14 protein-coding genes are annotated in these 15,902 nt (G+C 62.4%); 10 read left to right on the top strand and 4 right to left on the bottom strand.

Going from position 1 to position 15,902, the window contains the following annotated elements; all coding sequences use genetic code 11:
• Window positions 1-50: 50 nt before the first annotated feature.
• Window positions 51-1,133: an isocitrate/isopropylmalate dehydrogenase family protein gene (locus V1288_RS01270; protein WP_334355349.1), complete on the top strand. Its 1,083-nt coding sequence runs from the start codon at window positions 51-53 to the stop codon at window positions 1,131-1,133.
• A 191-nt stretch (window positions 1,134-1,324) separates the two neighbouring features.
• Here the strand turns inward: V1288_RS01270 and V1288_RS01265 are convergent, their stop codons facing one another.
• The gene (locus V1288_RS01265; protein WP_442893899.1) at window positions 1,325-2,167 is read right to left on the bottom strand and encodes an enoyl-CoA hydratase; all 843 of its coding nucleotides are present in this window, start codon (window positions 2,165-2,167) and stop codon (window positions 1,325-1,327) included.
• A 375-nt stretch (window positions 2,168-2,542) separates the two neighbouring features.
• Window positions 2,543-2,938, bottom strand: a complete 396-nt coding sequence (locus V1288_RS01260; protein WP_028347342.1) for a helix-turn-helix domain-containing protein — start codon at window positions 2,936-2,938, stop codon at window positions 2,543-2,545.
• Between the two features lie 904 nt (window positions 2,939-3,842).
• On the opposite strand from V1288_RS01260, the gene V1288_RS01255 reads away from it, so the two are divergent.
• The 3 genes from V1288_RS01255 to V1288_RS01245 all read left to right on the top strand — a co-directional run bounded on the left by V1288_RS01255 (window position 3,843) and on the right by V1288_RS01245 (window position 6,756).
• Window positions 3,843-4,841, top strand: coding sequence for a TRAP transporter substrate-binding protein (locus V1288_RS01255; protein ID WP_334355348.1), 999 nt, complete (start codon window positions 3,843-3,845; stop codon window positions 4,839-4,841).
• 83 nt (window positions 4,842-4,924) lie between these two features.
• The gene (locus V1288_RS01250) at window positions 4,925-5,440 is read left to right on the top strand and encodes a TRAP transporter small permease (RefSeq protein WP_334355347.1); all 516 of its coding nucleotides are present in this window, start codon (window positions 4,925-4,927) and stop codon (window positions 5,438-5,440) included.
• Window positions 5,437-6,756 (top strand): TRAP transporter large permease, encoded by a 1,320-nt coding sequence (locus V1288_RS01245; RefSeq protein ID WP_334355346.1) that lies wholly within the window; start codon window positions 5,437-5,439, stop codon window positions 6,754-6,756. The genes V1288_RS01250 and V1288_RS01245 overlap by 4 nt, the downstream gene beginning before the upstream one ends.
• On the opposite strand, the gene V1288_RS01240 is transcribed toward V1288_RS01245, so the two are convergent.
• Both V1288_RS01240 and V1288_RS01235 read right to left on the bottom strand, forming a co-directional pair.
• Entirely contained in the window at window positions 6,757-8,265 is a 1,509-nt protein-coding gene (locus tag V1288_RS01240) for a sensor histidine kinase (protein ID WP_334355345.1), read from the bottom strand.
• Window positions 8,266-8,417: 152 nt separating this feature from the next.
• Window positions 8,418-9,686, bottom strand: coding sequence for a serine hydrolase domain-containing protein (locus V1288_RS01235; protein WP_334355344.1), 1,269 nt, complete (start codon window positions 9,684-9,686; stop codon window positions 8,418-8,420).
• 135 nt (window positions 9,687-9,821) lie between these two features.
• On the opposite strand from V1288_RS01235, the gene V1288_RS01230 reads away from it, so the two are divergent.
• The 6 genes from V1288_RS01230 to V1288_RS01205 all read left to right on the top strand — a co-directional run bounded on the left by V1288_RS01230 (window position 9,822) and on the right by V1288_RS01205 (window position 15,895).
• Entirely contained in the window at window positions 9,822-10,736 is a 915-nt protein-coding gene (locus V1288_RS01230; protein WP_334355343.1) for an intradiol ring-cleavage dioxygenase, read from the top strand.
• A 331-nt stretch (window positions 10,737-11,067) separates the two neighbouring features.
• Window positions 11,068-12,387 carry a CmpA/NrtA family ABC transporter substrate-binding protein gene (locus tag V1288_RS01225; RefSeq protein ID WP_334355342.1) on the top strand — a complete coding sequence of 440 codons (1,320 nt, stop codon included), beginning with the start codon at window positions 11,068-11,070 and terminating at the stop codon, window positions 12,385-12,387.
• Between the two features lie 63 nt (window positions 12,388-12,450).
• Window positions 12,451-13,347, top strand: a complete 897-nt coding sequence (ntrB, locus tag V1288_RS01220) for a nitrate ABC transporter permease (RefSeq protein WP_334355341.1) — start codon at window positions 12,451-12,453, stop codon at window positions 13,345-13,347.
• A 12-nt stretch (window positions 13,348-13,359) separates the two neighbouring features.
• Window positions 13,360-14,154 (top strand): ABC transporter ATP-binding protein, encoded by a 795-nt coding sequence (locus V1288_RS01215; RefSeq protein ID WP_334355340.1) that lies wholly within the window; start codon window positions 13,360-13,362, stop codon window positions 14,152-14,154.
• Window positions 14,155-14,240: 86 nt separating this feature from the next.
• Window positions 14,241-14,666 carry a globin family protein gene (locus tag V1288_RS01210; RefSeq protein WP_334355339.1) on the top strand — a complete coding sequence of 142 codons (426 nt, stop codon included), beginning with the start codon at window positions 14,241-14,243 and terminating at the stop codon, window positions 14,664-14,666.
• 11 nt (window positions 14,667-14,677) lie between these two features.
• Entirely contained in the window at window positions 14,678-15,895 is a 1,218-nt protein-coding gene (locus tag V1288_RS01205; protein WP_334355338.1) for an NAD(P)/FAD-dependent oxidoreductase, read from the top strand.
• Window positions 15,896-15,902: the final 7 nt, after the last annotated feature.

Here is a 15,902-nt window from a genome sequence, read left to right as displayed (position 1 = left end):
GGCATGACGAACTTTCAAAGTTTGGCGCAAATGAGCGACGAAGGAACCCCATGTCCGCAAATAACGCCCTCCACATCGCCGTGCTCGGCGGCGATGGCATTGGCCCTGAAGTGATGGCGCCGGCGATCGACGTGCTGCGCAAGATCGAGGCGACCAGCGATCTGAAGTTTCGCTTCACCGACGCCCCGGCCGGCGCCAACAATTATCTGGCGACCGGCAAATCGATGCCTGACAGCACGGTGCGGCTGTGCGAAGAGGCGGACGCCATCCTGCTCGGCGCCTGCGGCCTGCCATCGGTGCGCTATCCTGATAACACCGAGATCGCCCCGCAGATTGAATTGCGCTTCCATTTCGATCTCTATGCCGGTGTGCGCCCGGCGCGGCTCGTTCCGGGCGTGCCGAGCCCGATCGTCGGCGCCGACCAGCGCGGCATCGATCTCGTGCTGATCCGGGAATCCACTGAAGGCCTGTTCGCCTCGATGGGCAAGGGCGTCGTGACGGATACCGAGGCGCGCGAGACGCTCGTCATCACCCGCAAGACCTCGGAGCGGCTGTTTGAATTCTCGTTCCGCCTCGCCGAACGCCGCAAGGCGCGCGGCAAGACGAACGGCGGCCTGACCTGCGTCGACAAGGCAAACGTGTTCAGGGCGTTCGCGTTCTTTCGCGAGATGTTCGATGACGCCGCCAACCGCCATCCCGGCGTCAAGGCCGATCGGCTTTATGTCGACGCCTGTTCGCTGATGCTGGTGAAACGGCCCTGGGACTTCGACGTCATGGTGACGGAGAACATGTTCGGCGACATTCTCTCCGACCTCGCCGCCGGTCTGATCGGAGGGCTGGGCATGGCCCCCTCAGCCGATATCGGCGACCGCTACGCCGTGTTCCAGCCGTGCCACGGCACCGCGCCCGATATCATGGGGCAGGGCAAGGCCAATCCCACCGCGATGATCCTGTCGGCCGCGATGATGATGGACTGGCTCGCCGACAAGCACGGCCTCGAAAGCGCGGCAGAAGCCAGCGAGCGCATCGAGCGCGCGGTGGACAAGGCCTATGCCGGCGGAATCAAGCCGATGGAATTCGGCGGCAGCAACGGCACGGCGGATATTACGAAGGCGGTACTGGCTGCGCTGTAGGACAACCTTCACCCGTCGTCCCGGCCTTGAGCCGCCACCCATACCCTGCGGCGCTTGTTGTTGCGGAAGGTATCGGACGCCTGCGTGTCACCGATGGGCCGCGGAGTATGGATCCCGGCTCAAGGCCGGGACGACGGGAAGATGGTTGCGCCCCAGGCTGCAGTGCGTGCCGTCTCGGTTCGCCCGACAGATTACCTCCCCTTGAACTGAGGCTTGCGCTTTTCCATGAAGGCCGTCCGGCCTTCGCGAAAATCTTCGCTATCCATGCAGGCCATGCCGATCTGTTTGATCGCATCCATGTCGCGCTTGCTTTCGTCCTTCAGCACTTCGGCAATGGTGATCTTGGCGGCTTTGATCGCCAGCGGCGCGTTGCCGGAGATGGTGCGTGCGATCTCCATAGTGGCGTCCGATAATTCCGCATCGGGCAGCACGCGATCGACCAGCCCGATGCGCAGCGCTTCAGCGGAGTCGATGCGCATGCCCGTATACATGATGAGCCGCGCCCAGGATGGCCCGACCAGCGAGACCAGATGTTTGAGACCGTCATAGCCATAGGCGATGCCAAGTTTTGCCGCGGGAATGCCGAACTGGCTGTTGTCGGAGGCGATACGGATGTCCGTGAGCATCGCCACCTGCATGCCGCCGCCGAGGCAGAAGCCGCGGATGCAGGCGATCGTCGGCTTCGGGTAGCTCGCGAGCAGCGCACGCTGCGCCTCGCTCCGCTTCGAATATTCCTCCGAGGCCGCCGCGTTGTGCCGGGTCTTCTCGAACTGGCTGATGTCGGCGCCCGAGACAAAAGCCTTGTCGCCGGCGCCGACCAGGATTACGACGCGAACGTCGGGATTGTCGCGCAAGCTGGTCAGCGCGTGGCCCAGCCCTTCCCACATCTCCAGCGACATCGCGTTGCGCTTGTCGGGATTGTTGAAGGTGATGACGCCGACGCCATCGCTGACGCTTTGCAGGATCTTGCCGTCGGCATGGGATATTTCGGCAGGTTTGGCGATGTCGAGCATTGGGTTGCAGCTTCCGGTCATGGGGCGTGGTCCATTGTCGGACAAGCTTCGCGCCGAGGTCAATCGTCGCATCTTGCGTTGCGTCGAGACGGAACGGGTGCGGGGAGGGAAGCCGAGATCGTTGGTGTAGGGGGCCGGCCAAGCTTACGCGGTGGCGGCGTGGCGGGCATGGGCATGACGGTGGTTGGGATTTTGCGCAAGCTTTAGCCCGCGACTATTCGCCGGAACGTGCCGCACAGGCTTCGTGCTGCGATGCGGCCGGATTCCGCCATTTAGCGCGAACCGATCTTGTCCCGGCCCAGATCAAGATCAGGCCTAGCGCAGCAACAGGCTACCCGGCGATTTCTCGCGTCGATTGATCGGGTCCGCGGTGCTGCGATCCAGGCGCGATATTGCCTAGCCCTCGTTGGCGGCGATCGATTCCATCAAGGACACCAGTTGACGTTGTACAGTCTGGTCCTTGATCTTGCTGTAGGCACGCAACAGCCTCAGGCTGAACGCGCTGTCCAGGAAGAGCAGGCTCTCGACTTCGCGCGCCTTGCCGTCGCCGTCGTAGAAGAACGTCACCGGCACGTCGAGCGCGGTCGCGATTTGCTGAAGACGAGCTGCGCCGACACGGTTGACGCCCTTCTCGTACTTCTGGACCTGCTGGAAGCTGACGCCGAGCTTGTCGCCGAGCTCCGCTTGCGAGATTTTCTGTTCCACACGCCGGAGGCGAATCCGCTTGCCCAACTCGATATCGGGTTTGCCGGCGCTGCGCTGTTTCATCTTCTTCGCTGCTGATCTGTTCATTCTGGTTTTACCGTCCTTCAATCGGGAAACCCTGGCAAAAGTAGGTCAGGGGTTCAGCCATTTTTACCGCGTTAAAGTCAGTCGGACCGTGAGTCAGTAGAGGGAACCACGGGAATCCTGAGATTTGCGGGATGGCTAGCCAAACGCACCACGCGTATGGGAAGCATCCTGATACCGGCATCGCCAACCACTTAAAGCTGTCGACACCCGGGGTGTACCTGGCAAAACCCCGCCCTCTACATTTGGCAAAATATTCGATAAACCACAACCACCGCGAGTTCAATGGCCACAGATTTTGGCTCGCATGCTTGCTGTGCAGCGCCTAGGCACCGGATTTCTACGGGGTTTGGCGACAGATGATGCGATTGCTCGCGGTACGTGCCGCCCGGATGTCGGCATGGATCGCGTGAATTTTCCGTAACGCGGTGACGCCTGATGAAATGCAGCAGAGTTCAGCTCCGGTCTTCAGATTCCGGTTTTCAGATAAGGCGTGATGGGAAATTGCGGCAAGCCGCGTACTCGCACGTCATGCGCACCATGACGGAGCGGACCGGACCTCACGTCGCGCAACAGTTGTAGCGTGTCGGTTGCCTGCGCCATGAGCACCGCCGCCGGCTTCAGACGGAATTGCAGGACGTTGCCTCGGCAACTGATAGGGCGGCGAAGCCCTGACGAGCGCTTGCGGCTATTTGCGAAAAAAGGACACCGGCTGGGCCCTCGCCGCCGGGGCGGGGCCGAATGATTGCAATCATCGCTTGGGCCGTCTGCGGCCTATTTGCCGAGGATACTACTTAAATCGGCTTCCACAGCCGCGCCGTTTTGCATACGCTTTGCGGTAGTGGCCGCGTTGTCGGCCAGGCCAAAGTCCCGCTTACAAGGGACGGGCATACAGGGGAGGAACGCCATGAAGCGAAGAACCGTACTTGCGGGCCTTGGTGCGACGGCGGCTGCCGGCGTCTTGGGCATGCCATCGATCCTCAGGGCGCAAGCGCCCATCACGCTCAACGGGGCTGTGCAGTTCAACGACGATCACGCCTTCAACAGGGCGCTGCTGCGCTTTGAAGAGCTGGTGAAGAAATACTACGGCAAGCCGATCAATTTCACGCTGCACAGGAACTCATCACTCGGGCTCGAAAAGCAGTATTTCGAGTACATGTCCCAGGGCAAGGCAGTCGATTACGGCATTGTCTCGCCGGCCCACATGTCGACCTTTGCCAAGGCGGCGCCGTTTATCGATGCACCCTTTGTGTTCAAGGGCATCGAGCACATGAACAAGGTCGTCGAAGCGAACATTCTGGCGCCGGTCGCCGATGAGGTCGCGGCCAAGGCCGAGGTGGTTCTGATCGGCTATGCCGGAGGTGGCATCCGCAACATCTTCGCCAACAAGCCGCTCAAGAACCTCGCCGATCTCAAGGGCCTCAAGGTGCGCGTGCAGGGCGCGCCGATCTGGTCGAAGACATTTGCGGCCGTCGGCATGAGCCCGACCGTGATCGCCTACAACGAAGTCTACAACGCCATCCAGAACGGCGTGATTTCCGCTGGCGAGAACGAGGCGGCCGGTGTCGAGGCGATGAAGTTCTACGAAGTCGCGCCCCATCTCAACCTGACGCAACACGCGGTATCGATCCGGCCGATCTGTTTCTCGGTGAAGACGCTGAAGACCCTGCCGAAGGATTTGCAGGATGCGATCATGAAGGCTGGCAAGGAAGCCGGCGACTATGGCCGCCAACTGGAGTCGAGCGAGGAGGTCGTCAAGCTCGACACGCTGGAGAAGGCCGGCAAGCTCAAGCGTGTTCCCTTCGAGGAGCGCGACGCCATGAAGAAGCTCGCCGATCCCGTGATGGCGACCTACGCCAAGGAAATCGGCGCCGAGGGCATCTTCGAGAAGATCAACGTCGCCTGAGAATTGTCGCTGCCTGCGCGGCAGGAAGTCGGGGCAAGCCAGATGGCTTGCCCCATTTCGTGATTGTGATCCCCGGAGCCGTGATGACCGAAATATCGATGCCGCCTAACCCGTCGCTGTGGCGCCGAGCGACGGCGGCCTATGCGAAACTGCTGGAAATCCTGCTCGCCGCCTGCGTCGGCATTCTGGTCATCCCGGTCACGCTGCAAATCATCTCGCGCTATACGCCGTTCATTCCGTCCTACATCTGGACCGAGGAGATGGCGCGCTTCCTGTTCATCTGGACGATCATGATCGGCGCCATGGTCGGCATCAGAGAGTCGCAGCATTTCGAGGTCGACGTCTGGCCTGACCTGTCGCGCCGAAGCGAGGCGGCGGTACGGATTCTCGCGCGGCTGGGCGTGCTGGCGATGGCGTTGGTGTTCGTGTGGGCCGGGCTCGAATTCACGCGGTTCGCCTGGAACCGAACCTCGGAGCTGGCGGATCTGCCGCTCTGGATGATCCACGTCGCATGGCTGGTGGCCGGCGTGACGTGGATCGTGTTTGCGGGTGAACAGATCCTCGACGAGCTGCGGATTCTGCTTGGGGCAAAACGATGAGCGGCAATGTTCTTTCTGCCGGACAGGCCGCCATGGTCCTGTTCGGTGTCTTCGTCGGCCTGCTCATCATTCGCGTGCCGGTCGCCTTTGCGCTCGGCCTTGCCTGTGTGCCGATCCTTTTGATCGAGCCGCGCCTGTCGATCATGACGCTCGCGCAGGAGACCTTCAACGCCTACAATTCGTTCATCCTGCTCGCCGTGCCGTTCTTCCTCCTGACCGCCAACCTGATGAGCATCGGCGGCATCACCGACCGGCTGGTCGCGCTGTCGCGCTCGATGGTTGGGCATTGGCCAGGGTCGCTGGCGCAGATCAACGTCGTGCTGTCGGTGTTCTTCGCGGGCATCTCAGGCTCGTCCACCGCGGATGCCGCGAGCCAGTCGAAAATCTTCATCGATGCCCAGACCAAAGAGGGCTACGACCTCTCGTTCTCCATCGCCATCACCGCGGTCTCCGCCGTGCTCGCCGTCATCATCCCGCCCTCGATCCTGATGATCGTGTGGGGTGGGCTGATCTCGACCTCGATCGCGGCAATGTATCTGGCCGGCATCGTGCCGGGATTGCTGATCGCCGGAGCGCAGATGGCGACGGTGCATGTCTATGCCGTACGCCGCGGCTACCCGACCTACCCGAAATCCAGTTGGGTCGACATCGCCTACGCCATCTGGCGCTCGATACCGGCGCTGGTGACGCCGTTCATCATCGTCGGCGGCATCCTGCTGGGATGGTTCACCGCCACCGAGTCCGCCTGCGTCGCGGTGCTCTATTCTGTCGTGCTGTCGGCATTCTTTTATCGCGAAACCGGCGCGCGCGAACTCTACAAGGCCTTGCTGGATACCGGACGTCTGGCCGGCGTAGCGCTGTTCTGCGTCGGTACCGCGAGCGCGTTCGGCTGGCTGCTGGCCTACTACAGGATTCCGCAGGAATTGCTGGCAAACGTCTCGACCTGGGGCATGGGGGCGATCACGGCAGGGTTCTTCATCTCGTTCTGCTTCCTGGTCGTGGGCTGCTTCCTCGACGCCATTCCGGCGATCATCATTGTCGGCACGGTGCTGGAGCCGTTGGCGAAGTCGGTCGATCTGCACCCCGTTCAGTTCGCGATTATCTCCATCGTCTCGCTGGCGTTCGGGCTGGTGACGCCGCCGTATGGCCTGTGCCTGATGATCGCCTGCTCGATCGCGGGCGTTCGGTTGCGCTATGCGCTCAAAGACACGGCCATCATGCTGGTACCGATGCTGCTGGTGCTGGCTGCGCTGATCATCTGGCCCGAGGTCTCGCTGTTTCTGCCGCGGTTGATCGTGCCGCAGATGCTCAAATAATTACTCGTCGCTGTCGAGCGCGCAGGTCAGCGTGTAGACGACGCCGCGCGGCAGGAAGTCGACGGTCGCTTCGCCGCCGAGCTGGTCGCGCGCGCTGCGCTCGATTAGCCGCGAGCCGAAGCCGCGCTGCACCGGCTCCGTGACGGGTGGGCCGCCGGTCTCGGTCCAGATCAGCCGCAGCTTGCGCCCGTCGCTTTCCTCAAGGATCTCCCAATCGACCGCGACGGTGCCGGTGTCGTTCGACAGCGCGCCGTATTTGGCGGCATTGGTTGCGATCTCGTGCACGATCATCGACAGCACCACGGCAAGCCGCGGCGACAGCGGGACCTGCGGCCCGAACATCCGCACCCGCTCCGGATTGTTGAGCAGATAGGGCTGCAGCACCCGTGCAATCACCTCCCGCAACTCCGCGCCCTGCCACTTTTCCTGGCTCAGCAAATTGTGCGCCTCCGCCAGCGCACCGAGCCTTCCCTCGAACTTTTCGCGCTCCGCCCGGCTGGCGCTGCGGAACGTCTGGGTGGCGATCGACTGCAGAACCGCAAGCGTATTCTTGACGCGGTGGTTGAGCTCCTCGATCAGAAGATTGTGCAGCATCTCGCCGCGGGCGATCTGGGTCGCCATCCGCACCGCAAAGGCGAGGCCGACCATCAAAAGAACGGAGCCCATCACGCTGGTTATCGCAAGGTTGCGCCACAGCGGCGCGACCAGCGAGCTTTCGGCGATGCCGGCGGCAACCGTCCAGCCGGTGAGCGAGGAGCGGGCAAAGCTCGTGATCAGCGGCACGCCCTCGAGCGATACCGTCGGCACGGTGGCTTCGGGATTGTGGGCCATCTCCGCATAGAGCGAGGGCGACGCACGTTTGCCGATGGTCTCCTGCGGGTTCGGCACGCGCGCGAAATTGGTGCCTTCGCCGTCGAAGATCGAGATCGTCCAGTCCTTGCTCGGCCGCTGCTGCTCGACCATCGCCTGGAAGATCTCGATCGGCGGGCTGAAGGAGATGTCGTAAAGCACCTGGTCGTCCTGGATGACGGGTACTTCGACCGTCACGATCAGGCGCTTCTTGACGGTCCCGAAGAACAGGTTGGAATAGACCGGCTTCTTTTCCGCGAAGACCTTGTCGACCATGGCAAGGTTGTTGCGCAATGGCAGGCTTGCCGTGTCCGATGTGAGCGAGGAGAACAACTGGCGGCCTTCGCGGTCCGCCACCAGCACGACGCCGCCTTGGCCATACTGGTCGAGGAAACCCTGGCAGATGCGGCGGAATGCCTCAAAATCCCCGTCGCGCAATGCATTTGTCAGTGACAACACTTGGAGGGCGCCGGTGATCCGCTGCATCTCCGCGTCGAGCACGAGGCGAATGCTGCGCACCGTCTCAAGCACCCGTTGGGTCGCGGTCTGCCGGTCCTGCTTGTAATTGTTGTAGACGATGCCGGCCGCGAAAATAATCAGCGGCAGCGTGGTTCCCGCGACCAGCAGGGCGAGACGCACTGGCAATGAAAGTTTCGGCAACGCAAGCCCCGGGTCGGCGCCAATCGGCCGAAGCATAGGAGAAGCCGCCGAATTTCGCCAAGGATATTAGAGGGATGGAATCCCGCTCGCGGCAACGCGGCCGGGTTCCGGGGCGATCGCCTTGGCGCCGCGGACCCCGGGGCAGTTCGGTCTCAGAGATTGCTGTCGGTGATGGCAGCATACACCATGGTGCGCAGCTCGCGCCGCAACGGATAGGCGCTCGACGGCAGCACCTGCGTCATGAAGATCGTGATCAGCTCTTCCGCGGGATCGATGAAGAACGAGGTCGTCGCCGCGCCGCCCCAGTTGAATTCGCCGGGACTGCCGGCAATCAGCGTCTGCGCCGGGTTCATGGTGACGGCGAAGCCGAGACCAAATCCGATGCCGTTATAGGCGGCTTCCGAGAACAGCGAGCGCGACATCGCCGGCAGATCGGCGCCGCCGGGCAGGTGGTTCGACGTCATCAGCTTCAAGGTCTTTGGGCCCAGCAGCCGGACGCCGCCAAGCTCGCCGCCATTGAGCAGGGCCCGGCAGAAGGTGAGGTAGTCGGCCGCGGTCGAGCACAGGCCGCCGCCGCCGGAGATGAAGGAGGGCGGCTCCAGAAATGAACTCGTCGCCGGATCGTCCTGCAGCGTCAGCGTACCCTTGCGCTCGGCGGCGAGCGGGTTGAAGCCGCCTTGCGGATCGGCCGAATAACACGCAGCGAAACGATGCGCCTTGTCCCTCGGCACGAAGAAATCGGTATCGTTCATGCCGAGCGGATCGAGGATACGCTCCTTAAGGAATTGCTCGAACGGCTTGCCGCTGATCAGGCCGATGAGATAGCCGATCACGTCGGTGGCGACGGAGTAGTTCCAGGCCTCGCCCGGCGAAAATTCCAGCGGGATTTTTGCCAGATCATCGATCATGCCTTGCAGCGTGCCGGCTTTGATCACTTCGCCGATCTTGTTCTCGCGATAGGCGGCATCGACATTGCCGCGTTGCTGGAAGCCATAGGTCAAGCCCGAGGTGTGGCGCAGCAGGTCCACGATCAGCATCGGCCGCGACGGCGGACGGGTCAGGAAGGCCGGATGCGTTCCGGCCACGAACACGCCGAGGTTCTTCCATGCCGGAATGTATTTGTGCACGGGCTCGTCCAGTGCGACGCGGCCTTCCTCGACCAGCATCATGAAGGCGACGCTCGTGAGCGGCTTGGTCATCGAATAGATACGGAAGATCGTATCGTCCTTGACCGGCACCTTGCGCTCGAGGTCGGCAAAGCCCTGCGCGGTCGAATGGACGACCTTGCCGCGGCGATAGATCAGGAGCTGCGTCCCCGGGAAGCGGCCGGCGTCGACATAGCGCTGCTTCAGGTGATTTTCGAGGCGGTCGAGCGCCGCCTTGGACATTCCGGCTTGCTCGGGCGAGGCGGGGGCTAACATCGGCACTGATCTCCGGCTGGCGATGCGGCCTTGATAGCCGAAAAGTGTGCTCTGTTCCAACCGGCCGCGCTTAACCGGCGCGGAGCGCTGGTATAGGCTGACGCCAGCCTTCGTCTATCCCGCAGGACAGCAAAAATGCGCCAATTCAGCGAAACCGAACTGACCGCCGCCGTGATCCGCAGTTTTGACGATACGCCGGATCCGCGCGCCAAATTCCTGCTGCAGGAACTGGTGAAGTCGCTCCACGACTATGTCCGCAAGACCGACCTTACCTTCGAGGAGTGGGAATACGCGATCGACTTCCTGACCCGGACCGGCCAGAAATGCACCCCGATCCGGCAGGAGTTCATTTTGCTGTCCGACGTGCTCGGCGTCTCGATGTTGGTCGATGCCGTCAACCATCGGGAGCGCGAGGGCGCCACCGAAACCACGGTGCTCGGCCCGTTCTACGTCGGCGAACACAAGGTGATGCCGCATGGCACCGACATCTCCGCCACGCTGCCGGGTGAGCGGATGTTCGTGCAGAGCCGCGTCACCGACCTCGCGGGCAAGCCGCTGGCGGGCGTGCCGGTCGACGTCTGGCATGCCGATGATGATGGCTTTTATGATTCCCAGAAGGCTTCTTACGCGACGGAGGGGCCGTCATCGCGGGCGCGCTTCGTTACCGATGCCGATGGGCGGTTCTTCTTCCGCACCATCCTTCCGTGCAGCTATCCGATCCCGACCGACGGTCCGGTGGGTGAGATGATCGTGCAGACAGCCCGCCACCCGATGCGGCCGGCGCATGTGCATTTCCTCGTCGACGCGCCCGGCCACCAGCCGCTGATCACGCATGTCTTCATCGAGGGCGACAAATATCTCGATTCCGATGTGGTGTTCGGGGTCAAGAACGAGCTTGTCGCCAAGATCGAAAAGCGTACCGATCCAACAATGCCGGACGGCAAGCCGGCGGCCGCGCCTTGGCACCTCATGACCTACGAATTCAGGATGAAACCGGGCGAGGGAAGCGCGCCGAAACCGATGATGGCGGCGACCAGCGAGGACGCGTAACACAGGCCTTGGTGGCCTCTGCTCAATCCTTGTGCGCCGCACAAGAATTGAGCGAATCGCAAGTTTGGAATGCGGTGACTGGTTCCTGACCGCTGCCGATTTTTGCGGCAACAGTCCAACAATCAATTGATTCTTATAATATTTTTGCAATGCGGGAGGCTTGGCACGAAGCTTGAATAGTTTGTGCCGACGCCATTGATGCCGTCCCTTGAGACCACTCATCCGAATTGTGACGCCGCCATTCCGGGGCCTCCCTGGAACGCGCCCTCGTGCGCCTCGCGTGTGACACCAGTCGGACGGCCCCATTCAAACGCAAAGGAGCGCGATACCCATGACGAAGCCCACCCATCCGACCTCACGCCGTGGTCTGAGCCGCCGCCAGCTTCTGAAGGCGACCGGCGGCACGGCGGCATTGCTCGCCGCGGCCAGGCTGAACTTCCCCGCCGGCGCGTTCGCGCAAGGTGCGGGTCCGGAGGTCACCAAGGCGACGCTCGGGTTCATCGCGCTAAGTGACGCCGGGCCGTTGTTCGTCGCCAAGGACAAGGGGCTGTTCGCCAAATACGGCATGCCGGATGTCGAAGTCGCCAAGCAGGCATCGTGGGGCACGACGCGCGATAACCTGGTGCTCGGCAGCGAAGGCAACGGCATCGACGGCGCGCACATCCTGACGCCGATGCCGTATCTGATCTCGGCCGGCAAGGTGACGCAGAACAATCAGCCGACGCCGATGTACATCCTGGCGCGGCTCAATCTCGACAGCCAGTGCATTTCCGTTTCCAACGAATATGCCGATCTCAGGCTCGGCGTCGACACCGCGCCGTTCAAGGTCGCGCTTGAAAAGAAGAAGGCCTCCGGCAAGGCGATCAAGGCCGCGATGACATTCCCGGGCGGCACCCACGATCTGTGGCTCCGCTATTGGCTCGCTGCCGGCGGCATTGATCCCGACAAGGATATCGAAACCATCGTGGTGCCGCCGCCGCAAATGGTCGCGAACATGAAGGTCGGCACCATGGATTGCTTCTGCGTCGGCGAGCCGTGGAACCTGCAGTTGATCAATCAGAAGATCGGCTACACCGCGGTCACGACAGGCGAAATCTGGGCCAAGCATCCGGAGAAATCATTGGGCATGCGCGCGGCCTGGGTCGACAAATATCCGAAGGCAGCACAGGCGGTCTTGATGGCTGTCATGGAGGCGCAGCAATGGGCCGATAAGGCGGAGAACAAGAAAGAACTCGCGACCATCATGGGCAAGCGGCAGTGGATGAATTGCCCGGTCGAGGACGTCTATGACCGTTCGGCGGGCAAGTTCGACTACGGCATTCCCGGCAAGGTCGCCGAGAACTCGCCGCACATCATGAAATACTGGCGCGATCATGCGTCCTATCCGTTCCAGAGCCATGATCTCTGGTTCCTCACCGAAGACATCCGCTGGGGCAAGTATGACGCGGGCTTCGACAGCAAGGCGCTGATCGCCAAGGTCAACCGTGAGGATATGTGGCGCGACGCGGCCAAGGAGATGGGCGTTTCCGCTGCCGAGATTCCGACCTCCAAGTCGCGCGGCAAGGAGACCTTCTTCGACGGCAAGGTGTTCGATCCGGAAAACCCGGCTGCGTATTTGAAGTCCCTGTCGATCAAGCGTGTTGATGTCTGATCAAGCCCGGGCCGCGCGCCAGCGCGGGCGGCCCGCTCATTGAAACGCGGAGATACAATTTCAATGTCGATGCCTGCGATCAAAGCCGAAGCCACCGCGGTGGCCATTCCGACCGCGGCGGCGCCAGTCGTCACGATGACGCCGAAGCAGGCGCCGCGTGCCGAGAAGTACGTCAAGATGGCGAAAGAGGCCGCGGTGCGCATCGTGCCGCCGCTGGTCGTGCTTGCGCTGCTGCTGCTGTTCTGGGAACTGGTCTGCCGCCGCACCGGCTCGACGCTGCCGCCGCCCTCGAAAGTCTTCAAGGACACCAAGGAGCTGATCCTCGATCCGTTCTTCGATAATGGCGGCATCGACAAGGGTCTGTTCTGGCACTTGTCCGCCTCGCTTCAGCGCGTCGCGTATGGTTACTCGATTGCCGCCATCGTCGGCATCGCGCTCGGCACGCTGGTCGGGCAATCGGTCTGGGCGATGCGCGGGCTCGATCCGCTCTTTCAGGTGCTTCGCACCATTCCGCCATTGGCATGGTTGCCGCTGTCGCTCGCCGCGTTCCGCGACGGCCAGCCCTCGGCGATCTTCGTCATCTTTATCACCTCGGTCTGGCCGATCATCATCAACACCGCGGTCGGCATCCGCAACATCCCGCAGGACTATCGCAACGTCGCTGCCGTGGTGCAGCTCAATCCGCTGGAGTTCTTCTCCAAGATCATGATCCCGGCGGCGGCGCCCTACATCTTCACGGGCCTGCGCATCGGCATCGGCCTGTCGTGGCTGGCGATCGTAGCAGCAGAGATGCTGATCGGCGGCGTCGGCATCGGTTTCTTCATCTGGGACGCCTGGAACTCCTCGCACATCAGCGAAATCATCCTGGCGCTGTTCTATGTCGGCATCATCGGCTTCGTCCTCGATCGCCTGATCGCGGGACTGGCGAGGATCGTGACCCGCGGCACCGCACTGAACTGAAGGAAACATGTCATGCAGGCCTATCTGAAGCTCGACCACATCGACAAGACCTTCACCCGCGGCAACGCCACCACCGAGGTGCTGAAGGATATCAATCTGACGATCGAGAAGGGCGAATATGTCTCGATCATCGGTCATTCCGGCTGCGGCAAGTCCACGCTGCTCAACATCGTCGCCGGCCTCACCGACACGACACAGGGCTGCGTGCTCCTGGAGAACCGCGAGGTCAATTCGCCGGGACCGGACCGCGCGGTGGTGTTCCAGAACCACAGCCTGCTGCCGTGGCTGACGGTCTACGAGAACGTCCGGCTCGGCGTCGACAAGGTGTTCTCATCGAGCAAGACGCGAGCGGAACGCGATGGCTGGACCATGCACAATCTCAATCTGGTGCAGATGGCCCACGCCAAGGACAAGCGTCCATCTGAAATTTCCGGCGGTATGAAGCAGCGCGTCGGCATCGCCCGCGCGCTCGCGATGGAACCGAAGGTACTTTTGCTCGATGAGCCCTTCGGTGCGCTCGACGCGCTGACCCGTGCGCATCTGCAGGACTCGGTGATGGCACTGCACCAGAAGCTCGGCAATACCATCCTGATGATCACCCACGATGTCGACGAGGCCGTGCTGCTGTCGGACCGCATCGTGATGATGACCAACGGGCCCAGCGCACGGATCGGCGAAGTGCTGGAAGTGCCGCTGGCGCGGCCGCGCAAGCGGCTCGAGCTCGCGACCAATCCCGGCTACCTGAAGTGCCGGCAGCGCGTGCTCGAATTCCTCTACGAGCGGCATCGGTTCGTCGAAGCGGCGTAGGCCTTCTCTTATGGAGTTCTGGCGATGAACTATTGTTCCCGCCGCGCGACCAACTGGATTGCCCTTAACACGCCAGGAGAGTTTCGGTGAATCCAACACAAATCAATCTGGTTCAGGAGAGTTTCGCCAAAGTCGCGCCGATTTCAGAGCAGGCCGCCGTTTTATTCTACGATCGCCTATTCGAAGTCGCGCCAACGGTGAAGGCGATGTTTCCTGCCGACATGAAAGATCAGCGCAAGAAGCTGATGACGACCCTGGCCGTGGTCGTGAACGGGTTGAGCAATCTTGAATCCGTGTTGCCCGCGGCGAGCGCATTGGCAAAGCGCCATGTCAGCTATGGCGCTAAAGCCGAGCATTATCCGGTCGTCGGCGGCGCATTGCTGTGGACCCTGGAGAAGGGACTTGGCGCGGCATGGACGCCCGAAGTCGCTGCTGCATGGACGGCAGCCTACGGCACGCTGTCCGGCTTCATGATTTCGGAAGCCTACGGCCAGCCTCTGGCTGCAGAGTAAGGAAGCGCCATGTGAGTGAGCCGCTGGTCATTGTCGGCAATGGAATGGCCGCCGTGCGTCTGGTCGACGAGCTGGCGAAAGTAGCGCTTGGCCGCTACGCCATCGCCGTGATCGGCGACGAGCCGCGGCTCGCCTATAATCGCGTGCTGTTGTCGTCGGTGCTCGCCGGCGAGACCACCTCGCAGGACATCGAGCTGCGGCCGGCCTCCTGGTGGCGCGACCGTGGCGTCACCCTGAAATATGGCTGCGTCGCCACCGAGATCGATGTCGGCCGCCGCGAACTCAAGATCGAGAACGAGGAAAGCGTTCCGTTCTCGAAACTGGTGCTCGCCACAGGCTCGTCGCCGTTGCGGCTCAACGTGCCGGGTGCCGACCTCGCCGGCGTGCATACCTTTCGCGACAGCCGGGACGTCGATCTTCTTCTGACGCTGGCTGCGCAGAAGAAGCGCGTGGTGGTGGTCGGCGGCGGATTGCTCGGCCTCGAAGCAGCTTACGGGCTCGCCAAGGCCGGCGCGCCGGTGACGCTGGTGCATCTGATGGACCGCCTGATGGAGCGCCAGTTGGATGCGCCCGCAGCCGAACTTTTGAAATCGCTCGTCGCGCGCAAGGGGATCGAAATCCTGCTCGACGCGAACACAGCGCAGATCCATGGCGTGACGCGCGTCGAAGGCGTCGAACTCGTCGATGGACGCCGGATCGACGCCGACGCGGTGATCTTTGCCGCCGGCATCCGGCCGAACATCGCGCTGGCAAGGGGAGCCGGCATTGCCGTCAACCGCGGCATCATGGTCGATGACCATCTGCAAACCGTCGCTTCGGATGTGTTTGCGATCGGTGAATGCGCCGAGCATCGCGGCATCTGCTACGGACTGGTCGAGCCGGCCTATGAGCAGGCGCGGGTGCTGGCGCGGCATCTGGCCGGGCGGGAAGCCTTCTATGCCGGCAGCGTTGTTGCGACCAATTTGAAAGTGTCCGGCGTCAGCGTGTTTTCGGCAGGCGATTTCATGGGCGGTGACGGCAGCGAGACCATCGTGCTGTCCGACCTCAATCATGGCACCTACAAGAAGCTCGTGATCGCGGACGGGCGATTGACCGGCGCGGTCCTGATCGGCGATGTCGCCGACGCGCTCTGGTATCTCGAACTGATCCGTACGCGGCAGCCGACGCAAAGAATTCGCGCCGACATGATGTTCGGCCGCTCGCTCGCGATCCGTTCCGAAGCTGCGTGACCCGGTT

The sequence above is a fragment of the Bradyrhizobium sp. AZCC 2176 genome (genome assembly GCF_036924645.1).
In the GTDB taxonomy this organism is placed as follows: domain Bacteria; phylum Pseudomonadota; class Alphaproteobacteria; order Rhizobiales; family Xanthobacteraceae; genus Bradyrhizobium.
The sequence above is the reverse complement of the archived record's forward strand: the minus strand, read 5'-3'. Positions and strand labels throughout refer to the sequence as shown.

What these genes read in the sequence shown, in the direction of transcription:
- V1288_RS01270 (WP_334355349.1), top strand. Translation starts at nt 51, where the DNA reads ATGTCCGCAAATAACGCCCTCCACATCGCCGTGCTCGGCGGCGATGGC.
- V1288_RS01265 (WP_442893899.1), bottom strand. Translation starts at nt 2,167, where the DNA reads ATGACCGGAAGCTGCAACCCAATGCTCGACATCGCCAAACCTGCCGAA.
- V1288_RS01260 (WP_028347342.1), bottom strand. Translation starts at nt 2,938, where the DNA reads ATGAACAGATCAGCAGCGAAGAAGATGAAACAGCGCAGCGCCGGCAAA.
- V1288_RS01255 (WP_334355348.1), top strand. Translation starts at nt 3,843, where the DNA reads ATGAAGCGAAGAACCGTACTTGCGGGCCTTGGTGCGACGGCGGCTGCC.
- V1288_RS01250 (WP_334355347.1), top strand. Translation starts at nt 4,925, where the DNA reads ATGACCGAAATATCGATGCCGCCTAACCCGTCGCTGTGGCGCCGAGCG.
- V1288_RS01245 (WP_334355346.1), top strand. Translation starts at nt 5,437, where the DNA reads ATGAGCGGCAATGTTCTTTCTGCCGGACAGGCCGCCATGGTCCTGTTC.
- V1288_RS01235 (WP_334355344.1), bottom strand. Translation starts at nt 9,686, where the DNA reads ATGTTAGCCCCCGCCTCGCCCGAGCAAGCCGGAATGTCCAAGGCGGCG.
- V1288_RS01230 (WP_334355343.1), top strand. Translation starts at nt 9,822, where the DNA reads ATGCGCCAATTCAGCGAAACCGAACTGACCGCCGCCGTGATCCGCAGT.
- V1288_RS01225 (WP_334355342.1), top strand. Translation starts at nt 11,068, where the DNA reads ATGACGAAGCCCACCCATCCGACCTCACGCCGTGGTCTGAGCCGCCGC.
- ntrB (WP_334355341.1), top strand. Translation starts at nt 12,451, where the DNA reads ATGTCGATGCCTGCGATCAAAGCCGAAGCCACCGCGGTGGCCATTCCG.
- V1288_RS01215 (WP_334355340.1), top strand. Translation starts at nt 13,360, where the DNA reads ATGCAGGCCTATCTGAAGCTCGACCACATCGACAAGACCTTCACCCGC.